The sequence below is a fragment of the Sphingobacterium sp. CZ-2 genome (assembly GCF_004526235.1).
Taxonomy (GTDB): domain Bacteria; phylum Bacteroidota; class Bacteroidia; order Sphingobacteriales; family Sphingobacteriaceae; genus Sphingobacterium; species Sphingobacterium tenebrionis.
The window spans coordinates 3,113,830-3,137,599 of record NZ_CP038159.1; the positions used below are offsets into that span (position 1 = coordinate 3,113,830).

The following is a 23,770-nucleotide window of genomic DNA, read 5'->3' on the forward strand; positions in this document are numbered from 1 at the left end:
TTTTGCGGTTAGTGGACCAAATAATTAAGTCCTACAGCTAATAAAGCCCCAATTATCGGACCAATTACAGGAACCCAAGCATATCCTCCATCAAATCCCGCCTTGTTCCTGATCGGTAAAATAGCATGCATGATCCTTGGGCCTAAATCCCTCGCCGGATTGATCGCATATCCTGTAGTTCCCCCTAAGGAAAGACCGATGGCCCAAACCAAGAAAGCTACTGGAATTGCACCAATGGAACCTAATCCAATTACTTGATCATCCGAAAACTTAGCATCCTGAAAATGTAGGATCGTAAAGATCAATACAAATGTGCCAACAATCTCTGAAATCAGGTTGATAGGTTGGTTGCGGATGGCTGGGGCGGTACAGAATACCGCTTGTTTTGCTCCCGCATCTTCTGTTTCATCAAAATGGTTCTTGTACATCAACCAGACCACTAAAGCCCCCAACATCGCACCAATGAATTGTGCGGCGATATAAGATAGGGAAGTAGCAAGGTCCAATTTCCCCATCGCTAGGTTGGCGATCGTTACGGCACTGTTCAAATGGGCACCACTGTATGGTCCTGCGATATTGACGCCTACGAATACCGCCAATGCCCAAGCCGTCGAGATAACGATCCAACCACTGTTATTCCCCTTGGTCTTATTCAGTACCACATTCGCCACGACACCTCCTCCAAGGAGGATCATGACACCTGTTCCTATTAATTCTGCTAAAAATGGACTCATATTAGGTTTATTTGTTTTTCATTTAAGGATTATCTGACCAATATTTCACGGCATTTACCGCTCTATTCCAGGAAGCGATATGTTCTTTTAATTTGCTGGATTTTCTAGGGCTGATCCGTTTATCTTCTTTCCATAATTCTTCGAGTTCTTTCACATCTTTCCAGAATCCCACTGCTAGACCTGCCAAAAATGCTGCTCCCATCGCCGTAGTTTCTGTAATTTCAGGCTTCACCACGGTGCTGTTCAGGATATCTGCTTGGAATTGGATCAGGAAATTGTTCTGAGTGGCTCCGCCATCTACCCGGAGTTCCTTGATCTTGGTTTTGGAATCTGCCTCCATGGCCTTCAGGATATCATAGGTTTGATAAGCGATACTTTCCAATGCTGCTCGCGCAATATGGGCGTCGGAAGTACCTCTGGAAATACCAAATAGTGTTCCTCGCGCATTTGCGTCCCAGTGAGGTGCGCCCAATCCGGCAAATGCAGGAACCAGATAAACCCCATCCGTATCATCCACGCTCGTAGCCAATGCCTCGATATCACTTGATTTTTTGATGATCTTTAATTCGTCGCGAAGCCATTGTACCACAGCTCCTCCAATAAATACACTGCCCTCCAGTGCATACACAACATCTTTTCCTATTTTCCATCCGATCGTGGTCACCAATTTATTCTCTGATTTCACGGGCTTATTGCCCACATTCATCAATAAGAAACAGCCTGTACCATAGGTGTTCTTCGCCATCCCTTTTTTCAGGCACATCTGTCCGAATAGGGCTGCTTGCTGATCACCCGCAATACCCGCAATCGGAATGGATTTACTTCCCAATTCGGTGGATGTTTCTCCATAGATCTCGGATGAGCTTTTTACTTCAGGGAGGATAGAAGCTGGGATATCAAAAAGGGCCAATAAGTCCTTATCCCATTCCAAAGTATTGATATTATAAAGCATCGTGCGGGATGCATTGGAGACATCCGTTACATGCACCTTTCCATCGGTTAGATTCCAGATTAACCAACTGTCTACCGTTCCGAAAGCCAGTTCATTACGTTCCGCTAGCTTACGCGCTCCTTTAACATGGTCCAAGATCCATTTGATCTTAGTTGCTGAGAAATAAGAGTCGATCAATAATCCTGTTTTCTCCTGAACCTTTTCTAATTGCCCCTTTGCGATCAACTCTGCACAATAGTCTGCTGTCCTACGATCCTGCCAAACAATGGCATTATAAATGGGAACTCCCGTTCGTTTATTCCATACAATAGTGGTTTCCCGTTGGTTCGTAATACCGATCCCTTTGATGGATTCCAGTTTAGTTTTCGATTTGGCCAATACCTCCGTTAATACAGCCAATTGACTCGACCATATTTCCTGGGGATCATGTTCTACCCAGCCTGATTTTGGATAAATCTGCTGAAATTCCTTCTGGGAAATATCAACGATCTCTCCCTTTTTGTTAAAGAGAATGGCACGAGAACTCGTTGTTCCTTGGTCTAAGGAAATGATGTATTCTTTCATTATCGTAATTTATAAAAGGTTATATTATAATAAGTAACGGGAAGCTAGTTCCTCGTATTCTTTAACTTCTTTTTCCACCCAGTCTTCTGGTTTATTCAATTCCACAGCCATGATTTTTGCCACTCTTCTTGCCGCTTTTATGGAAGCTTTTGCATCCAATAGTAATAGCCGACATCTACGGGCTAAAAAGTCCTCCACTTTATGGATAAATTCATGTCTACAGGACCATACCACTTCCACCAACTGATAATCATAACCTGGTACAATTTCTTCCTTCCAAGCTGGATTTTCCTGGGCCAATAATTGAATGGCCGCATAATCCTTTCCATACAAACTCCAATGTCCATGATAACGATCTTTCGTAGCTCCATGTATAGGCATCTGTTTCGTTTTACATGGCACCGGGATCAAACCGGCTACTGCTATAGCCATATCAACAGTCTCTTCAGCCATTTTTCGGTAAGTGGTCCATTTACCGCCAGTTATGGTCACCAAATTAGAATCACTTTTTATCAGTTTATGGTCTCTGGATATTTCTTTGGTGCTTTCACCATCCTTTCCAGTAGGCGCTGCCAAAGGTCGTAGGCCGGCATAAATACTTAAGATATCCGCACGGGTTGGGGCAGGGCTTAGGTAATTTTTAGCCGTTTCCAGAATAAACTCAATCTCTTGATCCATTGGCCTAGGCTCAATCTCATGTTCATCGATGGGAATATCTGTCGTGCCCAATAGTACTTTTCCATGCCAAGGCACACCAAATAACACCCGACCATCCGAGGTTTCGGGTATCATTAAGGCGTCCTTGCCGTCTAAGAATTTCTGATCGATCACAATATGTGATCCCTGGCTTGGTCTAACTAGGTTTTTATGCGTAGGGGTATCCAATTTCAGGATATCATCCACGAAGATTCCGGTAGCATTGATGATCACCTTTCCTTTTGCTACAAATTCCTCACCCGTTTCCTGGTCTTTACAGATGACAGCGGATAATTTACCCTGTTCATCTTTTCGGAAATTTTTTGCTTCCACATAGTTTAGAACAGTGGCTCCATGCTCCACAGCTGTTTGGGCTAGGTTCACCGCCAATCGGGCATCATCAAATTGCCCGTCGTAATATAAGATTCCACCATGCAGATCTTTCTGTGCAATATGCGGTAATTTTTCTATCACCTCTTTTTTGGAAAGGGAAATGGAGTTCCCAACCCTTAAACTCCCTGCCAACCAATCGTAAAGCTTGAGTCCGATCAAATATTTTAATTTGCTGAAGGTAGAATAAACAGGAATAACAAAGGATTGTACTGTCGAAACATGCGGCGCATTCTTGAAGATACGACCTCTTTCCTTTAAGGCACCGATAACCAGTTTTATGTCTCCATTCGCTAAATATCGTACCCCACCATGGACCAATTTAGTACTCTTACTGGATGTCCCTTTGGCAAAATCATATTTCTCCAGCAGTAGGACCTTATATCCTCGGGTGGCTGCATCTACGGCAGTTCCAAGACCTGTGGCCCCACCTCCGATGATAATAATATCCCATTTTTCTGTTGTCCGAAGTCGGTTTAGTTGATCTTCTCTTGTTAGCACGGATTGCATTGATAAGTGTTTTAGCTAAAAATAGGGAATTTATTAGCTATTTGACAACTTTATTAAACTTATTTATTTTTTTTCTTTTTGTTTCGAAAGATAATTTAACCTTTTATTAGCTTTTTAAAGCTAATTGCTACTTCAGTTCTAAAATTTACCTATATTTAATTTTCTACTTATTAACTGAACAGGAATATGTCATACTTATATGAGTAATATTTTATTTACGCAAACGGTTGTGTTCTCTTTTTGAGGTAATTTACATCAATTATGGCGTAAAATAATATAGATTTGACCTGATTAAATAAGTGATTACTGAAAAGATTTTATAGAATTGTAAACTAAATCTACAATAAACGTTTTTATGAGCTAATATACTTGAAAGGCGGACTAAATTATGGAATCAGATCCTACCTTGCGTCCTTTCAAACCGTATATTTTTTCAATGGAACCATCAATATTATGAACGAAACAAAAAATTCTTCTAGAAGAGATTTCCTTAAGAAATCTCTAATCGGAGCTGCGGCATTCACTATTGTACCGCGCTTTGTATTGGGTAAGGGCCATCTGGCTCCAAGTGATCATTTGACCAAAGGTGTCATTGGGGTAGGTTCTATGGGCCGCGGACATTTTGGCTATGCAGGAACAAAAACTGTTGCCATTTGTGATGTGGATACCAGGCACTTGGCATTAGCGCAAAAAGCGCTTGGTGGTGGTATTAAGGAACACCACGACTTCCGTGATCTGATCAATAATCCAGAAGTAGATATTGTGCATATCGCAACTCCTCCACACTGGCACGGATTAATGGCCATGGAAGCTGCGCGTTCAGGAAAAGATATCTGGTGTGAAAAACCAATGACCAGAACAATTGGTGAAGGTAAAAAAGTGAAAGAAGCTGTAAAACAGCATGGAAATATTTTCCGTTTGAATACTTGGTTCCGTTTTGATGCCAATTTCTATGGCATGAATGTACCCGTTAAAAAGATCAAAAAATTAGTGGATACTGGTATGTTGGGTTGGCCTTTGAAAGTAACGATCAGTAAACACACCGGTTTTGACTGGAAATTTTATTGGGTAGGAAAGGAGAACCTTCCGGTTCAACAAGTTCCTAAAGAATTGGATTACGATATGTGGTTAGGTCCAGCGCCATACAAACCATACAGCACACACCGCGTTCATACGACTTTCCGTGGGTATTGGGATTATGATGGTGGCGGTCTTGGTGATATGGGACAACATTATTTAGATCCTGTTCAATATTTCCTAGGAAAAGACAACGAAAGCCCGATCAAAGTAGAGGTGGATGCTCCACAACAACATTCTGATGCTGTGGGAACTTGGCGAAAAATCACCTATACCTATGCTGATGGCTGCCAGATCATCCTAGATGGTGCCGGCACAGAAGAAGGCAAAGCTTATATTGAAGGACCTCAAGGTAAACTATACCGCGGATTCCAATCCGATATCGTTGATATGGAGCGTAAATTAGCCCAATATCCAGATCCTGCTCCGCAGATAACGGATTTTGTGGAGGCCGTACGCACGCGTCAGAAGTTCGCACTGAACGAAGAAAACGGTTATTATTCATGTACGTTGGTGAATTTAGGCCTAGCGGCATTGCGCTTGAACAGAACCTTGCACTTTGATTCTGCAAAACAAGAGTTTGTAAACGATGAAGCTGCAAACCGCTTAATTAATCAACCTATGAGAGGACCTTGGTCATTCTAAAACCTAAAAGAAATCATGAAAAAAGTATTTAACACGATAACCGCTTTATTATTAATACAGGTTGCGGCTTATGCCCAACAACCTGCAAACCGTACCTCGGCAACCAAAATTGCAGATGTATTGGCGCAACAGCCCGCCGAAGAAATTGGTAAGTTTACCCAAGCCATGAAGGAGTTGGAAGGATTTACAGCTGATGATGTAACCAACTTATTGATGGGCTTGAAACCACAAGGTGGAAACAATGCACCTGTGGAATATGCAACCAATTCCTATGCTTTTTATGTGATGCAACCAGGCTTTGATAGCCAACGCGCAACTTATGTGCAAGGTCTGCTTGCTGCATTGGATAAATTGAAAGATGCTAATAATAAAGGTTATGTATTGGAATTGCTGAAAAACTGCGCGAAGAATGAGGCAATCGAAAAAGTAGTGCCCTATCTTTCAGATGAATACCTAGCAGAAAAAGCTGCTCGAGTATTGAATGGCATCCGTACCGCTGAATCTGCAGCAGCATTGAACAATGCTTTGGCCAATGCACCTTCCGAAAAGATTGCCACTGCTATTGTAACGGCTTTAGGCGACCTGGAATCCAAAGAAGCAGAAGCCAAGATCATTGAATTATTAGGGAAATATCCTTCTGATAATTTCCAATTCGCTGGATTGACTGCGTTGAGCCATATTGCTGGTACAAATTCCGCGGCCATTTTCCTTCAAAAAGCAAAAGAGAAGAATTATGCATTTGATCGTTCAAATGCTGCAGCACTAGCTATCCAATATGCAGACAAATTGGTAGCAAAAGATGAAAATGCTGCTGCAACGAAGTTCGCAAATACCCTTTACCAAGAGGCTGCAGCGGCTAAATCGGCGACGATTCAAGCTGGAGCTTTGGGTATTCTGACAGAAATTTCTCCTAATAAACAAAAGAAGAACCTCATTAAATTAGCAGCTTCTGATGATAAATTGCTGAGAAATGTGGCCTTGGGTCTTTTGGCGGATGAGGCATCAGCAGGTGACCTGAAAAAATTAGCCGCATCTCTTAGAGGATTAGATGCCGATAACCAGGAAGCCGTTCTGAACTTTTTAGCTACCAAAGATGCTGCTTCTACCATCTCGACCATTGAGAAAAATTATAACAGCCTTAAAGATGAGGAAGCTAAAATTGCCGCATTAAATGCATTGGCCGTACTTTCCAAAGGAACCAATACCGCATTTTTGATTTCCAAGTTAGCAGCTGCATCGGATGCAGAAACTAAAGCTATCAAAACATTGATTCTTTCAGCTAAAGATGCAGGCACCATCGATGTGGTAAACCAAGCTTTGCCTACAGCTGATACGAAAACCCAATTAGCGCTTTTGGATATCCTTGCGCAAAGAAGCAATGCCAATGCGGCGACTGCTGTACTTGGCTTGAAAAAATCCAATGATGCTAATGTGCGATTGGCGGCTTATAAAGCTCTTCCGAATGTGGTGAACCCAGATAATTTTGAAGCATTGATCAATCTATTGGATTCAGAAAATGCAGAGGAAGTAAAGGCGGCTCAACGTGCTGCTATTATCGCTTTAAACGCAAGTGCGGATAAGGATGCAAAAATCCAGAAATTAGCTGCTAATATTTCTCGTTCTGCCGCTCCTTCAGCAGGTAAATATTTCCCAATATTTGCTGGTGTTGGTGGTGCAGAAGCGCTTAAGGCAGTACAGAATTACAACAATAGCAATGGACCATTGAAAGCAGAATCCATTCAGGCCTTGGCCAACTGGTCAAATCCAGAATCTTTGGAAGCTTTGATCAAGTTGTCGAGAACCGAAAAAGATGCGAAATTGTTCAACAGCATTTTTACGGGCTTGATCAAACAGATCAATGCCAGTAAGATCACGCCAGAACAGAAAACCTTGTTCCTGAAAGATGCCTTTGAAATAGCACAAACTACTGCCCAGAAAAAATCGGCATTGAGCAACCTGCAATCCACTGGAACTTACCAAGCCATGATGTTTGCTGCTCCTTATATGGACGACAAGGATCTAGGAGAGACGGCATCCAACGTAGCTATGAACGTGGCTATGGATAATAAATCGTTCGTAGGTAAGGAAGTACGCGGTATTTTGGAGAAGGCTGCGGGTAAATTGACCGGAAGTGAAAGCTCCTACCTGAAAGAAGCCGTAGTACGCCATTTGGCGGAAATGCCTCAAGGAGAAGGATTTGTTTCTATGTTCAATGGTAAAGACCTAACAGGTTGGAAAGGACTTGTTGGAAACCCGATCTCCAGAGCTAAATTATCTAAGGCAGAATTAGCAACCAAACAAGCAGAAGCGGATAAGAAGATGCGCGAAAGCTGGTCGGCTATCGATGGAGACCTTGTTTTCTCTGGACATGGCGATAACATTGCTTCTGTTAAGCAATATGGCGATTTTGAAATGTTGGTGGATTGGAAATTGGATCCAAATGGAAAAGAACCAGATGCTGGAGTTTATTTAAGAGGAACGCCACAGGTTCAAATCTGGGATATTTCGCGTACCAATGTTGGAGCGCAAGTTGGTTCTGGTGGCCTATATAACAACAATAAAGGCGGTAAAGACCCTTTAATTGTGGCTGATAACGCATTGGGTGAATGGAATAATTTCAAAATCCGTATGGTTGGTGAAAATGTTTCCGTTTGGTTGAATGGTCAATTGGTAGTGGACAATGTTCCTTTGGAAAACTACTGGGACAGAAATCAATCGATTTTCCCAACCGAACAGATCGAACTTCAGGCACATGGTTCTCGCGTATGGTATCGTGATATCTACATCAAAGAATTAGCGCGTAAAGAAGTCTATACCTTGAACGATCAAGAAAAGAACGAAGGTTTCGAAATGTTGTTCGATGGAACAAATCTAGATAAATGGACCGCTACTCCGGCTTACGAAATTACACCGGAAGGTTATATCCGTTCAAACCCTACTGCAAAATTCGGTAAGAATCTATATACCAAAGAGCAATACGGTGACTTCGTTTATCGTTTCGAATTCAAATTGACGCCTGGAGCCAATAATGGTGTGGGTATTCGTACGCCTTTAGATGGTGATGCTGCCTATGCAGGAATGGAAATCCAGATCTTGGACGATGGGGCAGAGGTGTATAAAAACCTTCAGCCTTACCAATACCATGGATCGGTTTATGGTATCATCGCTGCAAAACGCGGATCCCTAAATCCAGTTGGTGAATGGAATACTGAAGAAATCCGTGTTCAAGGAAACAAGATCAAAGTGACGGTAAATGGAAAAGTAATCGTGGATGGTGATTTGTCTGCTGCCAGCAAAAATGGTACGGCTGATAAGAAAAATCATCCTGGATTGTCCAATAAAGCTGGTCATATCGGTTTCTTGGGCCATGGTACCGAAGTGTTCCTTCGTAATATCCGTGTGAAAAAATTGTAGTTACCCATTTGTAACTTTAATATAAAGGGTTGTTCAAATTGATTGAACAACCCTTTGTTTTTCTGAATTATCTCGTATAATTGCCTTACAACCCAAGATTCATCGTATGCGTAAGATTAACCTTTATTTATCCCTGTTTTTTATTGCTCCCATTTCCCAAGTTTATGCGCAATTGGCGCCTCTAACGGTCGAGAAGATCATGCGTGATCCGAAATGGATGGGTACTGCACCCAGTAATTATCGTTGGTCTGCGGATAGTAGATACCTTTATTTCGATTGGAACCCCAATAATAAAAACGAATCGGAAGTATTCCGTTGGGATGTGAAAAAACAGCAATATGAACCCAGTACAGACAGTATTGCAGAACGCGATATCGCTCCCAATTATGTTTTCAGCCAAGATGCCAGCTTAAAGGCCTATGAAAGGAATGGCGACCTATATCTTGTAAAACCCAAATCGAAAAGCGAGATTCAATTGACTGAAACCTTGGAAAGGGAATCTTTATTGGGGTTTCTTGCCAATAATGATCTCGTATTTGTAAGAAATGAGAACCTCTATGCCTTAAACCTGTCCACTATGCAGCTCAAGCAATTGAGCAATTTCGTAAAAGGCCAAGCGCCAGGAAAGGGAAGCGGATTAAGCGAGCAGGATAACTGGCTAAAGAAGGATCAAGAGGAGCTATTTGATGTATTCAAGGATAAGCCTAAAGAAAATAATAGAAAGCCTACAAAGACCTTAAAACCTCAATATATTGGCGATGGAATTTTAGCTGGTTGGAGTATCAATCCGAATGGGAAACAGATCAACTATCGTTTGGTCTATCCGGCAAAAGGAAATCGAAATACCATTGTTCCTGATTTCATCACCCGCTCGGGTTATGTAGAGGATCTGAATATGAGGACTAAAGTGGGAAATGTATTGACCCAATATCGATCTTTCCTCTACCAATTGGATCGGGATACCGTGTTGGAGATTAAATCAGCAGGTATTACCGGCATCAAGGATCTTCCAGCTTATCTTTCGGATTATCCAGAACGCTTGGCAAAACTACAGGAATCAAACAAAGATAGGGCTGTGAATTGGGGGGGCACTTCTTGGTCGCCTGATGGAAAATATGGAGTTATAACCGCCAAATCGCAGGATAATAAGGATTTCTGGATCTTACAGGTGGATCCATCTAATGGGAAGTTAACGGTATTAAATAGGCAACATGATGATGCGTGGATTTCTGGTCCAGGAATAGGGCGGGATGTCCGCTGGATAAATGGTCATACTTTTTATTTCCAGAGTGAAGCGAGTGGGTATTCCCATTTGTATACTTATGATCTATTGAACAATGAAAAGAAACAGTTGACTTCTGGGGATTGGGAAGTTCAATCGGTGCAATTATCAAAGGATAAGAAGTCTTTTTATCTTTCTGGTAATAAGGAACATCCTGGGATAACACATTTTTATAGGTTGAATGTGGTTGGAGGGGAATTGACGCAGATCACCCAAATGAAAGGAGGGAATGAAGTAACATTATCTCCAGATGAGAAATGGTTAGCGATCAATTATTCGAGCATGAACAAGCCTTGGGAATTGTATATGCAGCCCAACAACACGAAGGTTGCCGCCAAGCAAGTGACCAAGTCGACAAGTGCTGAATTTGATAGTTATGCCTGGAGGGAGCCGGATATGGTTAAATTCAAAAATAGACATGGAGATGATGTTTATGCGAGGGTATACCCAACTAAAAACCCTCATCCGAATAAGCCAGCTGTTGTTTTTGTGCATGGTGCGGGATATCTTCAGAATGTCCATTATTGGTGGAGCCAATATTTCCGCGAATATATGTTCAATAATATGTTAGCGGATCATGGTTATACGGTAATAGATATTGATTATACCGCAAGTTCTGGCTATGGCAGAAATCATCGTACGGGAATTTATCGACATATGGGAGGTAAGGATTTAACGGATCAAGTGGATGGAGTGAATTATTTGGTGGAAAATTATGGGGTAAATCCGGCTTATGTGGGTATTTATGGCGGTTCTTATGGTGGATTTATTACGCTGATGGCTTTGTTTACGGAGGCTGATAAGTTCAAAGCTGGCGCAGCTCTTCGTTCTGTGACAGATTGGGCACATTATAACCATGGGTATACGGCAAATATTTTGAATACGCCTGTGGAGGATCCTATTGCATTCAAACGGAGCTCTCCGATTTATTTTGCGGAGGGGTTAAAGGGAAATTTATTGATGTTGCACGGGATGGTGGATGTGAATGTGCAGTTCCAGGATATTGTAAGATTGAATCAGAGGTTGATTGAGTTGGGCAAGGATAATTGGGATTTGGCGGTTTATCCCGTGGAAGACCATGGTTTTGTGACGGCAAGTAGCTGGACGGATGAGTATAAGAGGATCTTTAAGTTGTTCGAAAGAACATTGAAGGATTGATGTTTTTTTAGTGGGGAGGGTAGTTTTTTTTCATGTTGAGCGAAGTCTTTATGTCATCCTGAGCGCAGTCTTTTTGTCATCCTGAGCGCAGTCGAAGGATCTGTACGGTTGTATCCGAACAGATGGTTCGACTACGCTCACCATGACATGCTTGAAGATTGCTTCGTCGTGCCTCCTCGCAATGACGAGAATTCCGCAATGACGGGGATTCCGCAATGACGGTAAATAACGAAGTTAAGCTACGTCCCTTAGATCCACAGCAACAACTCTTGAAACCCCTTGTTCCACCATCGTCACCCCATAAATAATATCCGTACTTGCAATAGTCCGTTTATTATGCGATACCACAATAAATTGCGATTGGTTCGAAAACTCCCTGATAATGTTATTGAACTTATCAATATTCGTATCATCCAATGGTGCATCCACCTCATCAAATATACAGAAAGGGGCAGGTTTCAATAGGTACAAGGAAAACAACAAGGCTGTCGAAGTCAAGGTTTTCTCCCCACCAGACAATTGGTTGATCGACAATGGTCGTTTACCCTTAGGCCTAGCGATAATATCAATATCCGATTCCAATGGATTATTCGGATCGCTCAATACAATATCACAGGAATCCTCCTCATTAAATAAAGACCGGAACACCTGAATAAAATTCTCACGAACCGTATTAAAAGCATACATGAACTTATCATTTGCCGTCTGATCGATTTCCATGATCGTGCTCATTAAGGAAGCTTTCGCCTCCAAAAGATCAGTTTTTTCCTTCTGAATAAAATCATGCCTTTGGCTCATTTCATCATAAGCCTCTTTGGCCATTGGATTGATCGCACCATAATCATCCAACTGCTTCTTCAATTTCTGACAGCTGTTTTCCAATTCCGGCCAGCTCGGTCTATTTTCAGGGATTTCTCCCTCTAAAAGATCCTGGAGATTAATATTGAATTCTACCGACAACCTTTCTTTCAATGAATTTAGATCAATCTGTAAACTCGTCTTCTTATCTTTCAATTCCGAAATCAGGGTATCACAGATTTCCTTTGATTTCCGTAAAGAACTGATTTCCTCTTCCACATCGTTAATTGTCTTCCGTGAGGCATAAAAATCTTCTTCCACTTCCTGCAATCCCTTTTCCAAGGATTCTTTCTGCTCATACATGGTCAAAAGATCGGAATCATCATGGTCTACAAATTTCAGTGCTTCTTTCATTTCCACCTTCACCTGCTCATATTCCAAACTGTTTTTCTCGATCCGCTTTTCAAAATCCTGCTGCTGCGCATCGCGGTATTCCAAATCCTTGTTCAAGGTGGAAACCTTGCTCTGTTGTTGATGGAATTTGATATTGATCTGATTGAATACCGTGGATTTATCGGTCAAGATCTCTGAAATATCCCTAAAAGATTCCTGAAGACGCATTAATTCCTCCTGATCATTCTCCGATTGGATTTTAAGGCGCATCAATTCCGGCTCCGCCTTTTCCAGATCGATCGAAAGCTGTTGGATTTTGGTTTCAATATCCAATTTCCGGTTCTGACTGTTGTTAATGAAGGTCAGGTATTGTTCCTGTTTGGTTTTAACCGTGATCAATTCATTGTTCAAGCGATTCAATTGCATGCGCTGTTCATCAATGAATTCCTTTTGCGAACTTCCTTTAAAGGATATCAGTTTATCGTTTAATTCCTTTTCCGTTTTTTGTAGTCCTTCTATCCGTTGGTTGAGGGTCTTGATCTCCTTGGCAAGATTTTCTAAATTCTTTGCCCGACCAATCCTTTTCCCTTCGAACAATCCTACCGAACCGCCACTTAGGCCTAACCTGGTTTTGCTGTATTTTCCTTCTCGTTGTAGGATAATACGTTGATCCTGTGGTAAACTGCTCTCCAGGTTGATCTCCGATTCAGATTTCAGCAAGAAAACATGTTGCAGCAACAAACTGCAAAGTGGTCTATATTTTTCCTCCACCGATATGATTTCCATGGCAGAAATCAACCGATCATCGGACGGATAAGCAGGTTGATCATTCGCCAATTCGTTTATAGCATCTAAAACGAAGAAATTGGCTCTTCCACGAGAGGCTTCCGACAATAAACGGATGGCTTGCACCGCATCTTCCTTAGATTCTACCACATAATGGTTCATGATAGGTTCCAAATAATTTTCAATGGCTACCCGATAATCCTCCTTACAGAATAGAATATCTGAAAATAGGGGATGTTTCTGTTTCCAACCCGCATGTTTTCTTAAGAAACGGATGGACTCTGGGAATCCTTCCAAGTTATCCACTAACGATTTGGTCAGGTTATACTCGTTCTGCTTTGCATCCGCAATTCTGATTTCCTTATGTAGGTCATCCGTACAGGACTTGATTTGCTCTTCTGTCTCTTTGATTTTTCCTTGTAGTTCCTGTTCGGTTTGCATGGACACATCAAATTGCTCCTGTTGAAGGCTCACCCTTTCTTCGAGTTCTGCAACCACCATATTGAACTGGTTAAGTTCCTGCTCCTTGGATTGGGTATCGGTACTGGTCCTTAAGGATTCCTGCTCCAACGCATCTCGTTGTATACCAAGAACGGCAATATCCTTTTCCAGTTTATAGATCTGGTTCTGCAATTGGGTACTCGCTAGATTAAAAGCATCCAATTTTCCTTTAGCAGCTTGTTGCTGCCCTCTTAAGGCATCCACTTCCTGTTTGTTCGATTCCAATTCCAAACTCATGCTCTCCAGTTTTCCCTGCTCTTCGAACAGCTCTTCGTTCAAGCGTTTGATGTTATAGAGCACATGGTTCAACTGTTGCTTATCGTTGTTCAGATCATTGTTCAACCGAGCATCCTTTTCCTGGAGATGCTGAATCTGCGCATTCTTGATCTTTTTTTCCGATTCGTAGGAACGGATTTTATTTACGTATTCATTGGTGATCTTCTGTTGGGTAGCCAGGTTCTTCTCTTTGGAAAGGATATCCTTTTTTAAGACCTGCAAACTACTTTCCTGCTGCGTGATCTTGGTTTGGAGTTTGAGCAGTTCATCCTGTTGATTGCCCTCTTGTTCCGTGATCCGCTCCAGGTCTTGATGAAAACCTTCCAGCTTATAATAGGCCAATCCGATGCTCGCCTCTTTATACTCTTCTTTTAAACTGAAGTATTTGGCTGCTTTTTTGGCCTGGTTCTCTAAGCTTTTTAAGTTCTTATTGATTTCGTACACCAAATCCTCCACGCGGGAAAGATCGGCTTCCGTTTCTTTCAGTTTGGATAAGGTCTGTTTTTTCCGAACCTTATATTTTGAAATTCCTGAAGCCTCTTCGAAAAGATTTCTTCTTGAATTTTCCTTATTGGCAATGATTTCATCGATCATCTTCAACTCGATGATCGAGTAGGTGTCTGCCCCGATACCGGTATCCAAAAACAGATCGGTAATATCTTTTAGCCTACATTTTACATCGTTCAATCGGTATTCACTTTCCCCAGTACGGAAAAGCTTTCGTGTAATGGTTACCGTGGTAAATTCGGTAGGCAATATATTCTTGGTATTATCAAAGGTCAAGGATACTTCCGCAAGATTTGCCGGTTTACGGTTCTTTGTACCATTAAAAATGATATTCTCCATTTTCTCCGAGCGTAGGGTCTTGGTACTCTGCTCGCCCAAAACCCAACGGATGGCATCCACGACATTGGATTTGCCACAACCATTGGGGCCGACAATAGCGGTAACCCCTTCATTGAAATTGATGGATACTTTATCTCCGAAGCTTTTGAATCCCTTGATCTCTAACTTTGTTAACTGCATGCGCGCTTCATTTCTTAAAAACAAATGTTTGCGAAAATAAGGAATTTATTGAATTTTTTGGAGTAGGATAAACTTATCAACGTCTTCAAAAGGTAATTTGAAAATACCATTTGCACCACGGAGGTAGGCAGATACTGCCCCAACGGCCCAAGCATGCTTTTCGGTGGCTTGCCAATTTCTTGTGGTCAATGCCTCGAAACCATAAAATTCACCATAATTATAGATCACCTCCAGATCTTCTTGAATAGGATGATCACCCTCCCAAGCCCAAGCCCAAGTCCAGGTATTTTCGCTACGGTTCCAAGTCCCAATCAGAAGATATTGGAAGGAAAGGGAAGGACTTCCATCTGCATGGAAAAACTGTATGCTGTTTTGGGATTCATCCAGCGCATAATCGCTAAAATCTTCCAATCCAAAATTCAATAGCAATTCTTCCTGTTTATCGGTGACAAACTCATGGGCTTTTCCGTGCAGGACCAGAAAGGCATCATTGAAAGCTATGTTTTTAGCAGCTTGGTTTTCACCTGAAATGTTTTCCATGGTATAAAAATAAGAAAAGCCCATATAAAATGGGCTAATCTAATTATGGATGTATTGTAAAGCTGCCTATTCTTGGTCGCTCAAGCTGATTTCAAGTGGGAATTTCTCATTTCCTTTGATACCGTTGATGCGGATATTATGGTAAGAACCAGATTTTAGGTTCACATTTTCTTTTTGAGCCAAAAGGTTTCCGGCTTCATCAGTGGCTTTGATCGTAAATGTTCCAGAATTTACAGGGCGAAATACCTCCGTAGTTTCGATCGTCGCTGCACTTTCCTGAACTTTATTCATGAAAGCTGGAATCTCTTGATCACCAATCGTGATGTTGATCTTTTCTGCTCCTGTTGCCAAATGGAATACACGAACACCTGATTTTGTTCCCAAATCCTTTACAGCGATGTTTTTCGCACGTACGAATTTAGGTTTCTCCACCTGTCCGTAAACAAAACAACTGTAAGAAAGCGTGTCAATGAAGGTCAAATTGGTGTCAATCATCACTTCGTTGGCATTGCTGCCTTCTTTTGTAAGTTTGGAACGGTCAATAACTTTGATGTTCTTATTACCTGGGATAGCTAAAAATCCTTCGTTGGATTTATATTTTCCAGATTGTATTTGAATTTGGTTGTTGTTTACCAAGTAAAGTACGCCACTTTCAGTAGGGTAAAGGTTGGTTAAGGTGACTACTGATGTAGAAGGTATATCTGAATCGTCTTTCAAACAACTTGTAAGACTGAATACTCCTGCTACAAAAACGAATAAAATGCTAAATTTTTTCATGTTCAATTATCTCTTTTCTTTAAAATTCAGAACGTTCTATCCTAAATACGTTAACGCCTTCAAAATTGCTACACAGGAAAAGAAAAAATTAAAAAGATTTTCGGAGTGGATTGGTTTTATGAGGGTCTATCAAGGCCAAAAATTGCGGTAATCCCAGTCTTGCAATGCTTAAAACTTCCTCCTCATAGATAGGCAAAAGCTGCATAATATGAACACCAGTGGACTTTTTGCCATCAAAGACTGGATTTGGTAGTCCATCAAGATCTGGCGTGACCAGCACGAATGAATTTAATTTGGATTCTTGGCTAATTTTTTGTCCAAATCGGATGATTTCCCCTGGGTTGAAGGGGCAATCGCCACGCAATTGATTCGCTAGATAACCTACAACATGTGCCCAAGCCATATCTTCGCTATCCATCTGCAGCATCAACTCCACCTTTTCTTTCTGATCGGGAGTAACCGCAAAAGATGCGCCATATGAAAATGTGCACAAGGGCTCCGAAGTATCTTGGTTGAATACCAGGGTATAAACAAAAGGTAAGCCTTTTTTGACTGATTTTTCCCGAAACACGGCCGATTTCTTGCCCATAACGCTTTCCATACTATCGCGATAATGTTCCAATGGAGATTTTAAAAAACCAGGTTTGCTGAAGGCCATAAGATGTTTTTGCAATGATTATTCCGCTAAAGTAGCCTTTTTATGTAAAAATTGCAGTTGATGCTGTCAAATTGACTTAAAATTAACAATGGAATACTCCTTGATAATGTACTGGACAAACTATAGAAAAATATTATAAATTAAGGATATGCAAGAAGAGAAAGGTACAATTTCCATTCATACCGAGAATATCTTCCCGGTTATTAAAAAGTTCTTATACTCAGACAATGAGATTTTCCTACGCGAATTGGTTTCCAATGCCGTAGATGCCTCTCAAAAAATCAAAAGATTAGCTTCTTTAGGTCAATATGCAGGTGAAGTTGGCGATTTAACCGTCGATGTTAAATTGGACGAAAACGCAAAAACCATTACCATCTCTGATCATGGTATCGGAATGACGGCCGAAGAAATCAAAAAATACATCAATCAGATCGCTTTTTCCGGTGCTACGGAATTCATGGAGAAATTCAAAGAAGCCAATGATGCCAATGAAATTATCGGCCGTTTTGGATTGGGATTCTATTCGGCGTTCATGGTGGCGGATCTGGTTGAAATTGATACATTATCCTATCAGGAAGGTGCAGAACCTGCACATTGGACCTGTGATGGTTCTACCTCTTATGAGATCTCCAAAGGCACACGTACCACGCGCGGAACCGATGTGATCCTTCATATCAATGAAGAATCCGCAGAATTCTTGAATAAGGCTAGAATCCAGGAGATCTTAAACAAATACGCGAAATTCCTTCCGGTTCCGATTCGCTTTGGTACCAAAACGAGCAGCGAAGAAGATGGCGTAGATGCCGATGGTAAACCGGTGTATAAAAGTGTGGAAGTTGATAATATCATCAACAATACAAACCCTGCCTGGACAAAATCGCCATCCGAATTGACCGATAAGGATTATTTGGATTTTTATCATGAACTGTATCCACATTCGATGGACGAACCCTTGTTTTGGATCCATTTGAATGTAGACTATCCGTTCAACCTGACAGGTATCCTGTATTTCCCGAAAGTAAAGAACGAGATGGAGATCCAACGCAACAAAATCAAGTTGTATTCCCGTCAGGTATTTATTACGGATGAAGTGAAGGATATCGTTCCTGAATTCTTAATGTTGTTGCAAGGGGTTATTGATTCACCGGATATTCCATTGAACGTTTCCCGTTCCTTCCTTCAGGCGGATAGCAATGTGAAGAAGATCAACAATTACATCACGAAGAAGGTAGCTGATAAGCTTCAGGAAATCTTTAAAGCTGACCGTAAAGGGTTTGAAGAGAAATGGGGAGATATTGGTCTGTTCATCAAATACGGTATGTTGACCGATGAGAAATTTGCTGAAAAAGCGAATGATTTCTGTCTGTTGAAAGACGTGGATAATCAATACTTTACCATTAAGGAATATTACGAGAAGGTCAAAGATATCCAGGTGGATAAAGATGGCAATATTGTATACCTCTATGCGACCGATAAATCACAACAGGACAGCTTTATTGCAGGTGCAAAAGCCAAAGGTTATGATGTATTGGAATTAGATGGTCCTTTGGATACGCATTTTACGGGTTATTTGGAGCAAAAAGGAGGGGAGAAGGTACAATTGAAACGTATTGACTCGGATGTGATCGAAAAATTGATTCCAAAAGATGAGCAGATCAGTCTGAACCTTTCCGAAGAGGAGAGCAAGAAGGCTTCGGAGATCTTTGAAAAGGCGATTTCAAGAGCAGACATGAAGGTGGAGATCGATGCCTTGCCTGAAGGGGATTTCCCAGTTTCGGTGACCATGGATGAGTTTATGCGCAGAATGAAGGATATGGCGAAAACAGGTGGTGGCATGGGCTTTTATGGAAGTATTCCGGATAATTATAAGGTTACGGTTAATGGAAACCATCCATTGGTGAAACGTATTTTGGAATCTTCGGAAGAAGAAGGATCCCAATTGGCGAAACAGGCCTTTGACTTGGCATTATTATCCAGAGGATTGCTGACAGGTCCTGAATTGACAGCATTTGTTAAACGTAGTGTGGATTTGATTTAATTCAACTATAAAATATTACAAACAGAAAGCCCCAATGGAGATTGGGGTTTTCTGTTTTTAGGTAAACCAATAAAATTAGGATTATTCAATCAGTTTTAACACCTTTAGATTAAGCTTCTTATCTTAACATTAATTATCCATTTTCTCGAGGTGGTGTCTATGTTGTGCCTTCAAAATATGTTTGTTTTTGGGTCATAATCGTACTTTAAGTAGGTTTAAAGTAAGGTTAAAGTAGGAGGTTAGTATATAAAACATAGATTTTACATACTTTAAGGTTACTTTCAGTATGCTTTAACTACGAAGGAAACTCAATAAAAAAAGGCGTCCATTTGGACGCCTCTTAACCGGGTAAGTAATGGGGCTCGAACCCACGACCCCTAGAACCACAATCTAGTGCTCTAACCAACTGAGCTATACCTACCGTGTTTTTGTGATACAAAAGTAGAACTAAAAAGCATATTCTCCAAATAAATTCAAGTAGATTTTATCCAAGACCATCGAATAAGCTCATTTTGAATTAGATAATTTTTTAGGAAACTTATTCAAACAACCTGCGTTTATACCCCAATTGGGGTAGGTGAATTTTCAAGTTTGTTGTAACATTTATGATATAAGTTGTTGATTTGTAGCTGATAAAACTGTTAAAATTAAAGGTAAATCCTCGTGGTTAATTATTTGTTTAATTATTATTATTAAAAAAATACATAATAACAAATAATTAGATTATTTGATATATTTGATAGGATATCCAATAATGGGTAACAATCACCAAACTAGTTTAAAACATGGTTTCTAAGAATATTTTAGTAGATATCAGTCCAATAGGAACATTTACTTTCTTTGCCTATGTATTTAATGATGAAGAGGGAAGAGTGGGCTTTGGTTTGTTCCCAAATGATGGACCATCTCCAGTTATTTATCTTTTGAATGTACAAAATAATAGGGTCAAGATTTTTTTTAATGAAAAGCTAATTGTGCAGATCTGTGAACAGAGTCAGTTCAATACCAATGAACGGAGAGAAATTTTCCGCAAATTCATTGAATATGCCAGTAAAATGGAAAAGAAAGCAGCGCGATTGGTGTTCCGAGACTGTAAGATGTCGTATCTGACAGAATCTAGAGACATGGTTAAATATAAACGTTTGTATATTCATTATAAAAATCCTTTGAGCCTTACAGGTGATCAGTTCGCTGCTAACGAACCCGCCTAATTCCCTTTTTATTTAGGATCAATTTTATCCAGCATCAATACCATACTCTTTAGTATGCTTATTGTCTGTTCCATTTCCTGTTGGTCTAAATGACCGAATCCAACCCGCATGCCGGTTAACTTGTTGTTTTGATAGAGAATGGTCTTAGGAATGTACAAATCATGCTTTAACGCCAATTGCGAAAGCTTAAACAGATTGAGGTTTTTTTTCCAGGTCAACCAAAATGCTAGGCCAGCATTGGGGATCTGGAAGTCTATTACATCACCCAGCTCTTCCATCAATCGGACCGCCATTTCATTTCTTCGAAACCGATAAATCTTTAAGGACTTTTTCAGATGCCTATTGATGCTGCCATCTTCGATCAGCTCGCCTAAAGCCTGTTCCATCAATACGTCACCTTGGCGGTCGATCATGCCAAGGTGTTTCTTCAGCTCTTGAATGAGGTTTTCCGGACAGACAATAAATCCCGTTCGGAATCCTGGAGCTAGGGACTTACCGAATGAACTCACATAGATGACCATCCCGCCATCATCGTGGCTAGCCAATGGAACCAAAGCCGGTTTGTCGTATTGAAAATCATACTCCTGATCATCTTCGACAATGATGAATCCATATTCCTTGGCCAATCGTAGCAGTTCCATCCTTCTTTTAGGGCTGAGGCTCACGGTAGTCGGATAATGCACATGCGGGCTGATATGGACCATCCGTACCTTATGGTTTTGGCAAATATGGCGTACAGCATCTATATCCATGCCTTCTTCGTCAATTGGTACGGTCATGAGCTGGCTTCCTGATTTTTGAAAGATCATGTTTGCCGAGAAATAACTCAATTCCCCAACCAAGACTAGGTCTCCGGGAGAAAGGATGACCTCAGAAAGGATATAAAGGCTCATTTCCATGCTCCTCGTGATCAATAGGTTACTCGGGCTGATCTTTAATCCTCTCGATTTAGCCAGATAAGAGGCCAATTGCTCCTTAAAATATTCACTGCCTTCCTGGTTATAATAGCCCATTTTCTTTCTGTTGCTACGGCGTTTGAGGTTTGCGCTATAAACCCGGGAAAGATCTTCCAATTGGGTCAATCGGATATCCGGACTGCCATCATTCCAAACATATCTGCAATTGATATATTCAAAAGGGTTGTCAAAAAGAAAGGACTTTTTGAAGGTATAGCCGGTCCTTATTGGATACTTGTTTTCAGGCTTTGGGTTGGTGCTGGTCTTTGGAAGTAGGGAAGCCACAAAAGTTCCTTTGTTCGGGAGGATATCCACCCATCCTTGGCTATGCAGCTCCTCGTAACTTGCGGTAGCCGTATTGCGGTGCATATGTAATTGTTCGGCTAATTGCCTGCTTCCTAAAAGTTTTTGTCCTGATTTGAGGATGCCACGATTGATGGCCAATACCATTTGATTCGTGACCTGAAGGTATACAGGAACATCCGAAAATCGATCTATTTTAATAAAACTTGCGTAATTATATTCCACCGGACTAGCTATTATCTTTAAACTGGCACCCTATGCTGGTCCGGCAAGATAGTACTTTTGTTGGAAATTATTTAACATGAAAACCATTCTCCAAGAAATTGTTGCTGATCCCCATCTGCATGCGGCCTGGCTTAATACGCTCTCTTTTATGGAAAATGCCGGAGCCAGAAAAATTTCGGCATGCGAACATCCCATAAAGACACAGATTATCCAACTAAAACACGCCGCTGAAGAGCATCGACATGCGTATTACCTGAAAAAACAGCTTTCCAAATTGGAGGTGAAGGGTTTTGAGGATTATGCGGATGCAAATCTCTTGGCAGCCAGGTCTTCTAAACAGTACCTTGCCCGTTTGGATCTGTTAGCCTGTCGTTATTTGAAGGAACAATTTTCCTTGGCCGATGATGATCTTAGGTATGCTGCTTATCTTTTTGTAACCTATGCGATTGAGGTTCGGGCGGATGAGCTTTATCCGATTTATCAGGAATTGCTGAGTGCAGCTGGATCTAAGGTGAATGTGAAATCCATTATTTTGGAGGAAGAAGGGCATTTGGAAGAGATGATCAGTCAGTTGCAGGCTTTTGATTCGGATTGGGAAAAGCATGCGCAGGAAATCTTGAAATTGGAGAGCAGTTTATTTGAATTTTGGATCGCTGAATTAAGGAAACATATTTTTCCCGCTGTGAATGAGCATGAAGGATCTTTGGGATAAACTGGAGGTGAGAAAGAGGCTTGGTTCTTTACGTTTCTTAAAGGAAAGGGGCGAGGGGATCGACTTTTATTCGAATGATTATTTGGGACTTTCGAGGAATCTGGGTTTTAGGGAGGAGATTGTGGAGTTGGCAAGGAATAATCCGGAAGCATTGTTGGGAGCGACAGGGTCTCGGCTTATTTCAGGAACGGGAAAGAGGGTGTTGGAAGTGGAGGATTTTATTGCGGATAAGCATGGGGTGGAAAGGGCTTTGTTGTTTCCATCGGGGTATATGGCGAATGTTGGGCTTGTTTCTAGTTTGTTGGGTAGGCATGATGTGTTGATCTGTGACGAGTATATACATCGATCGGTGATCGATGGGTGGAAGATGACGAATGCGAAACGGTTGAAGTTTAGGCATAATGATGTGAGGGATTTGGAAAGGGTGCTGGGGTGTTTGGATTGCTTCGTCGTGCCTCCTCGCAATGACGCGAGGCGGAGACGTGATGACGCGGAAGGGTCGCGCGATGGCGAGGGGCGGGCTGGCAAAATATTTATTGCGATTGAATCGCTTTATTCGATGGAAGGGGATTTCGCGCCGATCGAAGAGATTGTTGAATTGGCGGAAAAATATCAGGCTCATGTGCTGTTGGATGAAGCGCATGCTTTTGCTGTATTTGGATGGGGTTTGGCGCATCAACTTCAGCTTCAAAATCGAATACTTGCGATAACTGTTACTTATGGAAAAGCCATGGGTCTTCATGGAGCCAGTATTCTTGGAAGCAAAGACCTGATTTCCCATCTCATTAATTTTGCGAGTCCTTTTATTTACAGTACTGCCCAACCAGAATTCCATGCCTTATCCATCAGGACAGCATATGATTTCATAGCCAATAATCCAGAATTGCCTATGCGCTTGTTTGAAAACATCCGATTATTCCAATCCTTGAAAACAGGTCCAGCATCTCCCATTCAATGTTTTTTCCCAAGTGCTGCAGCCGATCTTCAGCACATTCAAAGCAAACTTTCGGAAAATGGAATCCTAACATATCCAATTTTCCCGCCCACCGTTCCAAAAGGAAAAGAAAGAATCCGGATTTGCCTTCATGCCGATCACCAAGAATCTGAGATCCGATTGATGCAGCAGCTGCTAAACGAAACGATTTAAA

The 23,770-nt window shown here is 41.3% G+C and carries 15 protein-coding genes and 1 tRNA gene; 7 read left to right on the plus strand and 9 right to left on the minus strand.

Annotation, left to right across the window (positions count from 1 at the left end):
* Window positions 1–8: 8 nt before the first annotated feature.
* The 3 genes from E3D81_RS13735 to E3D81_RS13745 are packed head-to-tail and all read right to left on the minus strand — an operon-like array spanning window position 9 to window position 3,846.
* A complete protein-coding gene (locus E3D81_RS13735; protein ID WP_134777816.1) occupies window positions 9–734 on the minus strand; it encodes an MIP/aquaporin family protein in 726 nt (241 codons plus the stop codon).
* A 22-nt stretch (window positions 735–756) separates the two neighbouring features.
* Complete coding sequence (gene glpK / locus E3D81_RS13740) at window positions 757–2,250, minus strand: glycerol kinase GlpK (RefSeq protein WP_134777817.1); 1,494 nt, start codon at window positions 2,248–2,250, stop codon at window positions 757–759.
* 24 nt (window positions 2,251–2,274) lie between these two features.
* On the minus strand, window positions 2,275–3,846 hold the full coding sequence (locus tag E3D81_RS13745) for a glycerol-3-phosphate dehydrogenase/oxidase (protein WP_134777818.1): 1,572 nt from the start codon (window positions 3,844–3,846) through the stop codon (window positions 2,275–2,277).
* Between the two features lie 453 nt (window positions 3,847–4,299).
* On the opposite strand from E3D81_RS13745, the gene E3D81_RS13750 reads away from it, so the two are divergent.
* The 3 genes from E3D81_RS13750 to E3D81_RS13760 all read left to right on the plus strand — a co-directional run bounded on the left by E3D81_RS13750 (window position 4,300) and on the right by E3D81_RS13760 (window position 11,422).
* On the plus strand, window positions 4,300–5,568 hold the full coding sequence (locus tag E3D81_RS13750) for a Gfo/Idh/MocA family oxidoreductase (RefSeq protein ID WP_134777819.1): 1,269 nt from the start codon (window positions 4,300–4,302) through the stop codon (window positions 5,566–5,568).
* Window positions 5,569–5,583: 15 nt separating this feature from the next.
* Window positions 5,584–8,982, plus strand: coding sequence for a DUF1080 domain-containing protein (locus tag E3D81_RS13755; RefSeq protein ID WP_134777820.1), 3,399 nt, complete (start codon window positions 5,584–5,586; stop codon window positions 8,980–8,982).
* A gap of 106 nt (window positions 8,983–9,088) precedes the next feature.
* The gene (locus tag E3D81_RS13760; protein WP_134777821.1) at window positions 9,089–11,422 is read left to right on the plus strand and encodes a S9 family peptidase; all 2,334 of its coding nucleotides are present in this window, start codon (window positions 9,089–9,091) and stop codon (window positions 11,420–11,422) included.
* Between the two features lie 234 nt (window positions 11,423–11,656).
* Here the strand turns inward: E3D81_RS13760 and smc are convergent, their stop codons facing one another.
* The 4 genes from smc to E3D81_RS13780 form a co-directional block, all read right to left on the minus strand.
* Window positions 11,657–15,202, minus strand: coding sequence for a chromosome segregation protein SMC (gene smc / locus E3D81_RS13765; RefSeq protein ID WP_134777822.1), 3,546 nt, complete (start codon window positions 15,200–15,202; stop codon window positions 11,657–11,659).
* A gap of 45 nt (window positions 15,203–15,247) precedes the next feature.
* Entirely contained in the window at window positions 15,248–15,742 is a 495-nt protein-coding gene (locus E3D81_RS13770; RefSeq protein WP_134777823.1) for a DUF6882 domain-containing protein, read from the minus strand.
* 66 nt (window positions 15,743–15,808) lie between these two features.
* Complete coding sequence (locus E3D81_RS13775) at window positions 15,809–16,519, minus strand: DUF4397 domain-containing protein (RefSeq protein ID WP_134777824.1); 711 nt, start codon at window positions 16,517–16,519, stop codon at window positions 15,809–15,811.
* Window positions 16,520–16,607: 88 nt separating this feature from the next.
* Window positions 16,608–17,177, minus strand: coding sequence for a suppressor of fused domain protein (locus E3D81_RS13780; protein WP_134777825.1), 570 nt, complete (start codon window positions 17,175–17,177; stop codon window positions 16,608–16,610).
* Between the two features lie 148 nt (window positions 17,178–17,325).
* Between E3D81_RS13780 and htpG the strand changes: the two genes are divergently transcribed.
* Window positions 17,326–19,215, plus strand: a complete 1,890-nt coding sequence (gene htpG / locus E3D81_RS13785) for a molecular chaperone HtpG (RefSeq protein ID WP_134777826.1) — start codon at window positions 17,326–17,328, stop codon at window positions 19,213–19,215.
* Window positions 19,216–19,562: 347 nt separating this feature from the next.
* Here htpG and E3D81_RS13790 read toward each other — a convergent pair.
* A tRNA-His gene (locus tag E3D81_RS13790) sits at window positions 19,563–19,636 on the minus strand.
* Between the two features lie 364 nt (window positions 19,637–20,000).
* Here E3D81_RS13790 and E3D81_RS13795 point away from each other — a divergent pair.
* Complete coding sequence (locus tag E3D81_RS13795) at window positions 20,001–20,426, plus strand: hypothetical protein (RefSeq protein ID WP_134777827.1); 426 nt, start codon at window positions 20,001–20,003, stop codon at window positions 20,424–20,426.
* Between the two features lie 8 nt (window positions 20,427–20,434).
* Here E3D81_RS13795 and E3D81_RS13800 read toward each other — a convergent pair whose 3' ends face one another.
* Window positions 20,435–21,910 (minus strand): PLP-dependent aminotransferase family protein, encoded by a 1,476-nt coding sequence (locus E3D81_RS13800; RefSeq protein WP_245153224.1) that lies wholly within the window; start codon window positions 21,908–21,910, stop codon window positions 20,435–20,437.
* Window positions 21,911–21,986: 76 nt separating this feature from the next.
* Here E3D81_RS13800 and E3D81_RS13805 point away from each other — a divergent pair, with 76 nt between their 5' ends.
* Together E3D81_RS13805 and E3D81_RS13810 are read left to right on the plus strand one after the other, a co-directional pair.
* The gene (locus E3D81_RS13805; RefSeq protein ID WP_134777829.1) at window positions 21,987–22,622 is read left to right on the plus strand and encodes a hypothetical protein; all 636 of its coding nucleotides are present in this window, start codon (window positions 21,987–21,989) and stop codon (window positions 22,620–22,622) included.
* Window positions 22,597–23,769, plus strand: a complete 1,173-nt coding sequence (locus E3D81_RS13810) for an aminotransferase class I/II-fold pyridoxal phosphate-dependent enzyme (RefSeq protein ID WP_134777830.1) — start codon at window positions 22,597–22,599, stop codon at window positions 23,767–23,769. Before E3D81_RS13805 ends, E3D81_RS13810 begins: the two co-directional genes overlap by 26 nt.
* Window position 23,770 lies beyond the last annotated feature (1 nt).

Excerpts from the sequence above, each read along its gene's own strand:
- smc (WP_134777822.1), bottom strand. The coding sequence starts at position 15,202 with ATGCAGTTAACAAAGTTAGAGATCAAGGGATTCAAAAGCTTCGGAGAT.
- E3D81_RS13780 (WP_134777825.1), bottom strand. The coding sequence starts at position 17,177 with ATGGCCTTCAGCAAACCTGGTTTTTTAAAATCTCCATTGGAACATTAT.
- htpG (WP_134777826.1), top strand. The coding sequence starts at position 17,326 with ATGCAAGAAGAGAAAGGTACAATTTCCATTCATACCGAGAATATCTTC.
- E3D81_RS13735 (WP_134777816.1), bottom strand. The coding sequence starts at position 734 with ATGAGTCCATTTTTAGCAGAATTAATAGGAACAGGTGTCATGATCCTC.
- E3D81_RS13810 (WP_134777830.1), top strand. The coding sequence starts at position 22,597 with ATGAGCATGAAGGATCTTTGGGATAAACTGGAGGTGAGAAAGAGGCTT.
- E3D81_RS13760 (WP_134777821.1), top strand. The coding sequence starts at position 9,089 with ATGCGTAAGATTAACCTTTATTTATCCCTGTTTTTTATTGCTCCCATT.
- E3D81_RS13745 (WP_134777818.1), bottom strand. The coding sequence starts at position 3,846 with ATGCAATCCGTGCTAACAAGAGAAGATCAACTAAACCGACTTCGGACA.
- E3D81_RS13805 (WP_134777829.1), top strand. The coding sequence starts at position 21,987 with ATGAAAACCATTCTCCAAGAAATTGTTGCTGATCCCCATCTGCATGCG.
- glpK (WP_134777817.1), bottom strand. The coding sequence starts at position 2,250 with ATGAAAGAATACATCATTTCCTTAGACCAAGGAACAACGAGTTCTCGT.
- E3D81_RS13770 (WP_134777823.1), bottom strand. The coding sequence starts at position 15,742 with ATGGAAAACATTTCAGGTGAAAACCAAGCTGCTAAAAACATAGCTTTC.
- E3D81_RS13795 (WP_134777827.1), top strand. The coding sequence starts at position 20,001 with ATGGTTTCTAAGAATATTTTAGTAGATATCAGTCCAATAGGAACATTT.
- E3D81_RS13775 (WP_134777824.1), bottom strand. The coding sequence starts at position 16,519 with ATGAAAAAATTTAGCATTTTATTCGTTTTTGTAGCAGGAGTATTCAGT.
- E3D81_RS13750 (WP_134777819.1), top strand. The coding sequence starts at position 4,300 with ATGAACGAAACAAAAAATTCTTCTAGAAGAGATTTCCTTAAGAAATCT.
- E3D81_RS13755 (WP_134777820.1), top strand. The coding sequence starts at position 5,584 with ATGAAAAAAGTATTTAACACGATAACCGCTTTATTATTAATACAGGTT.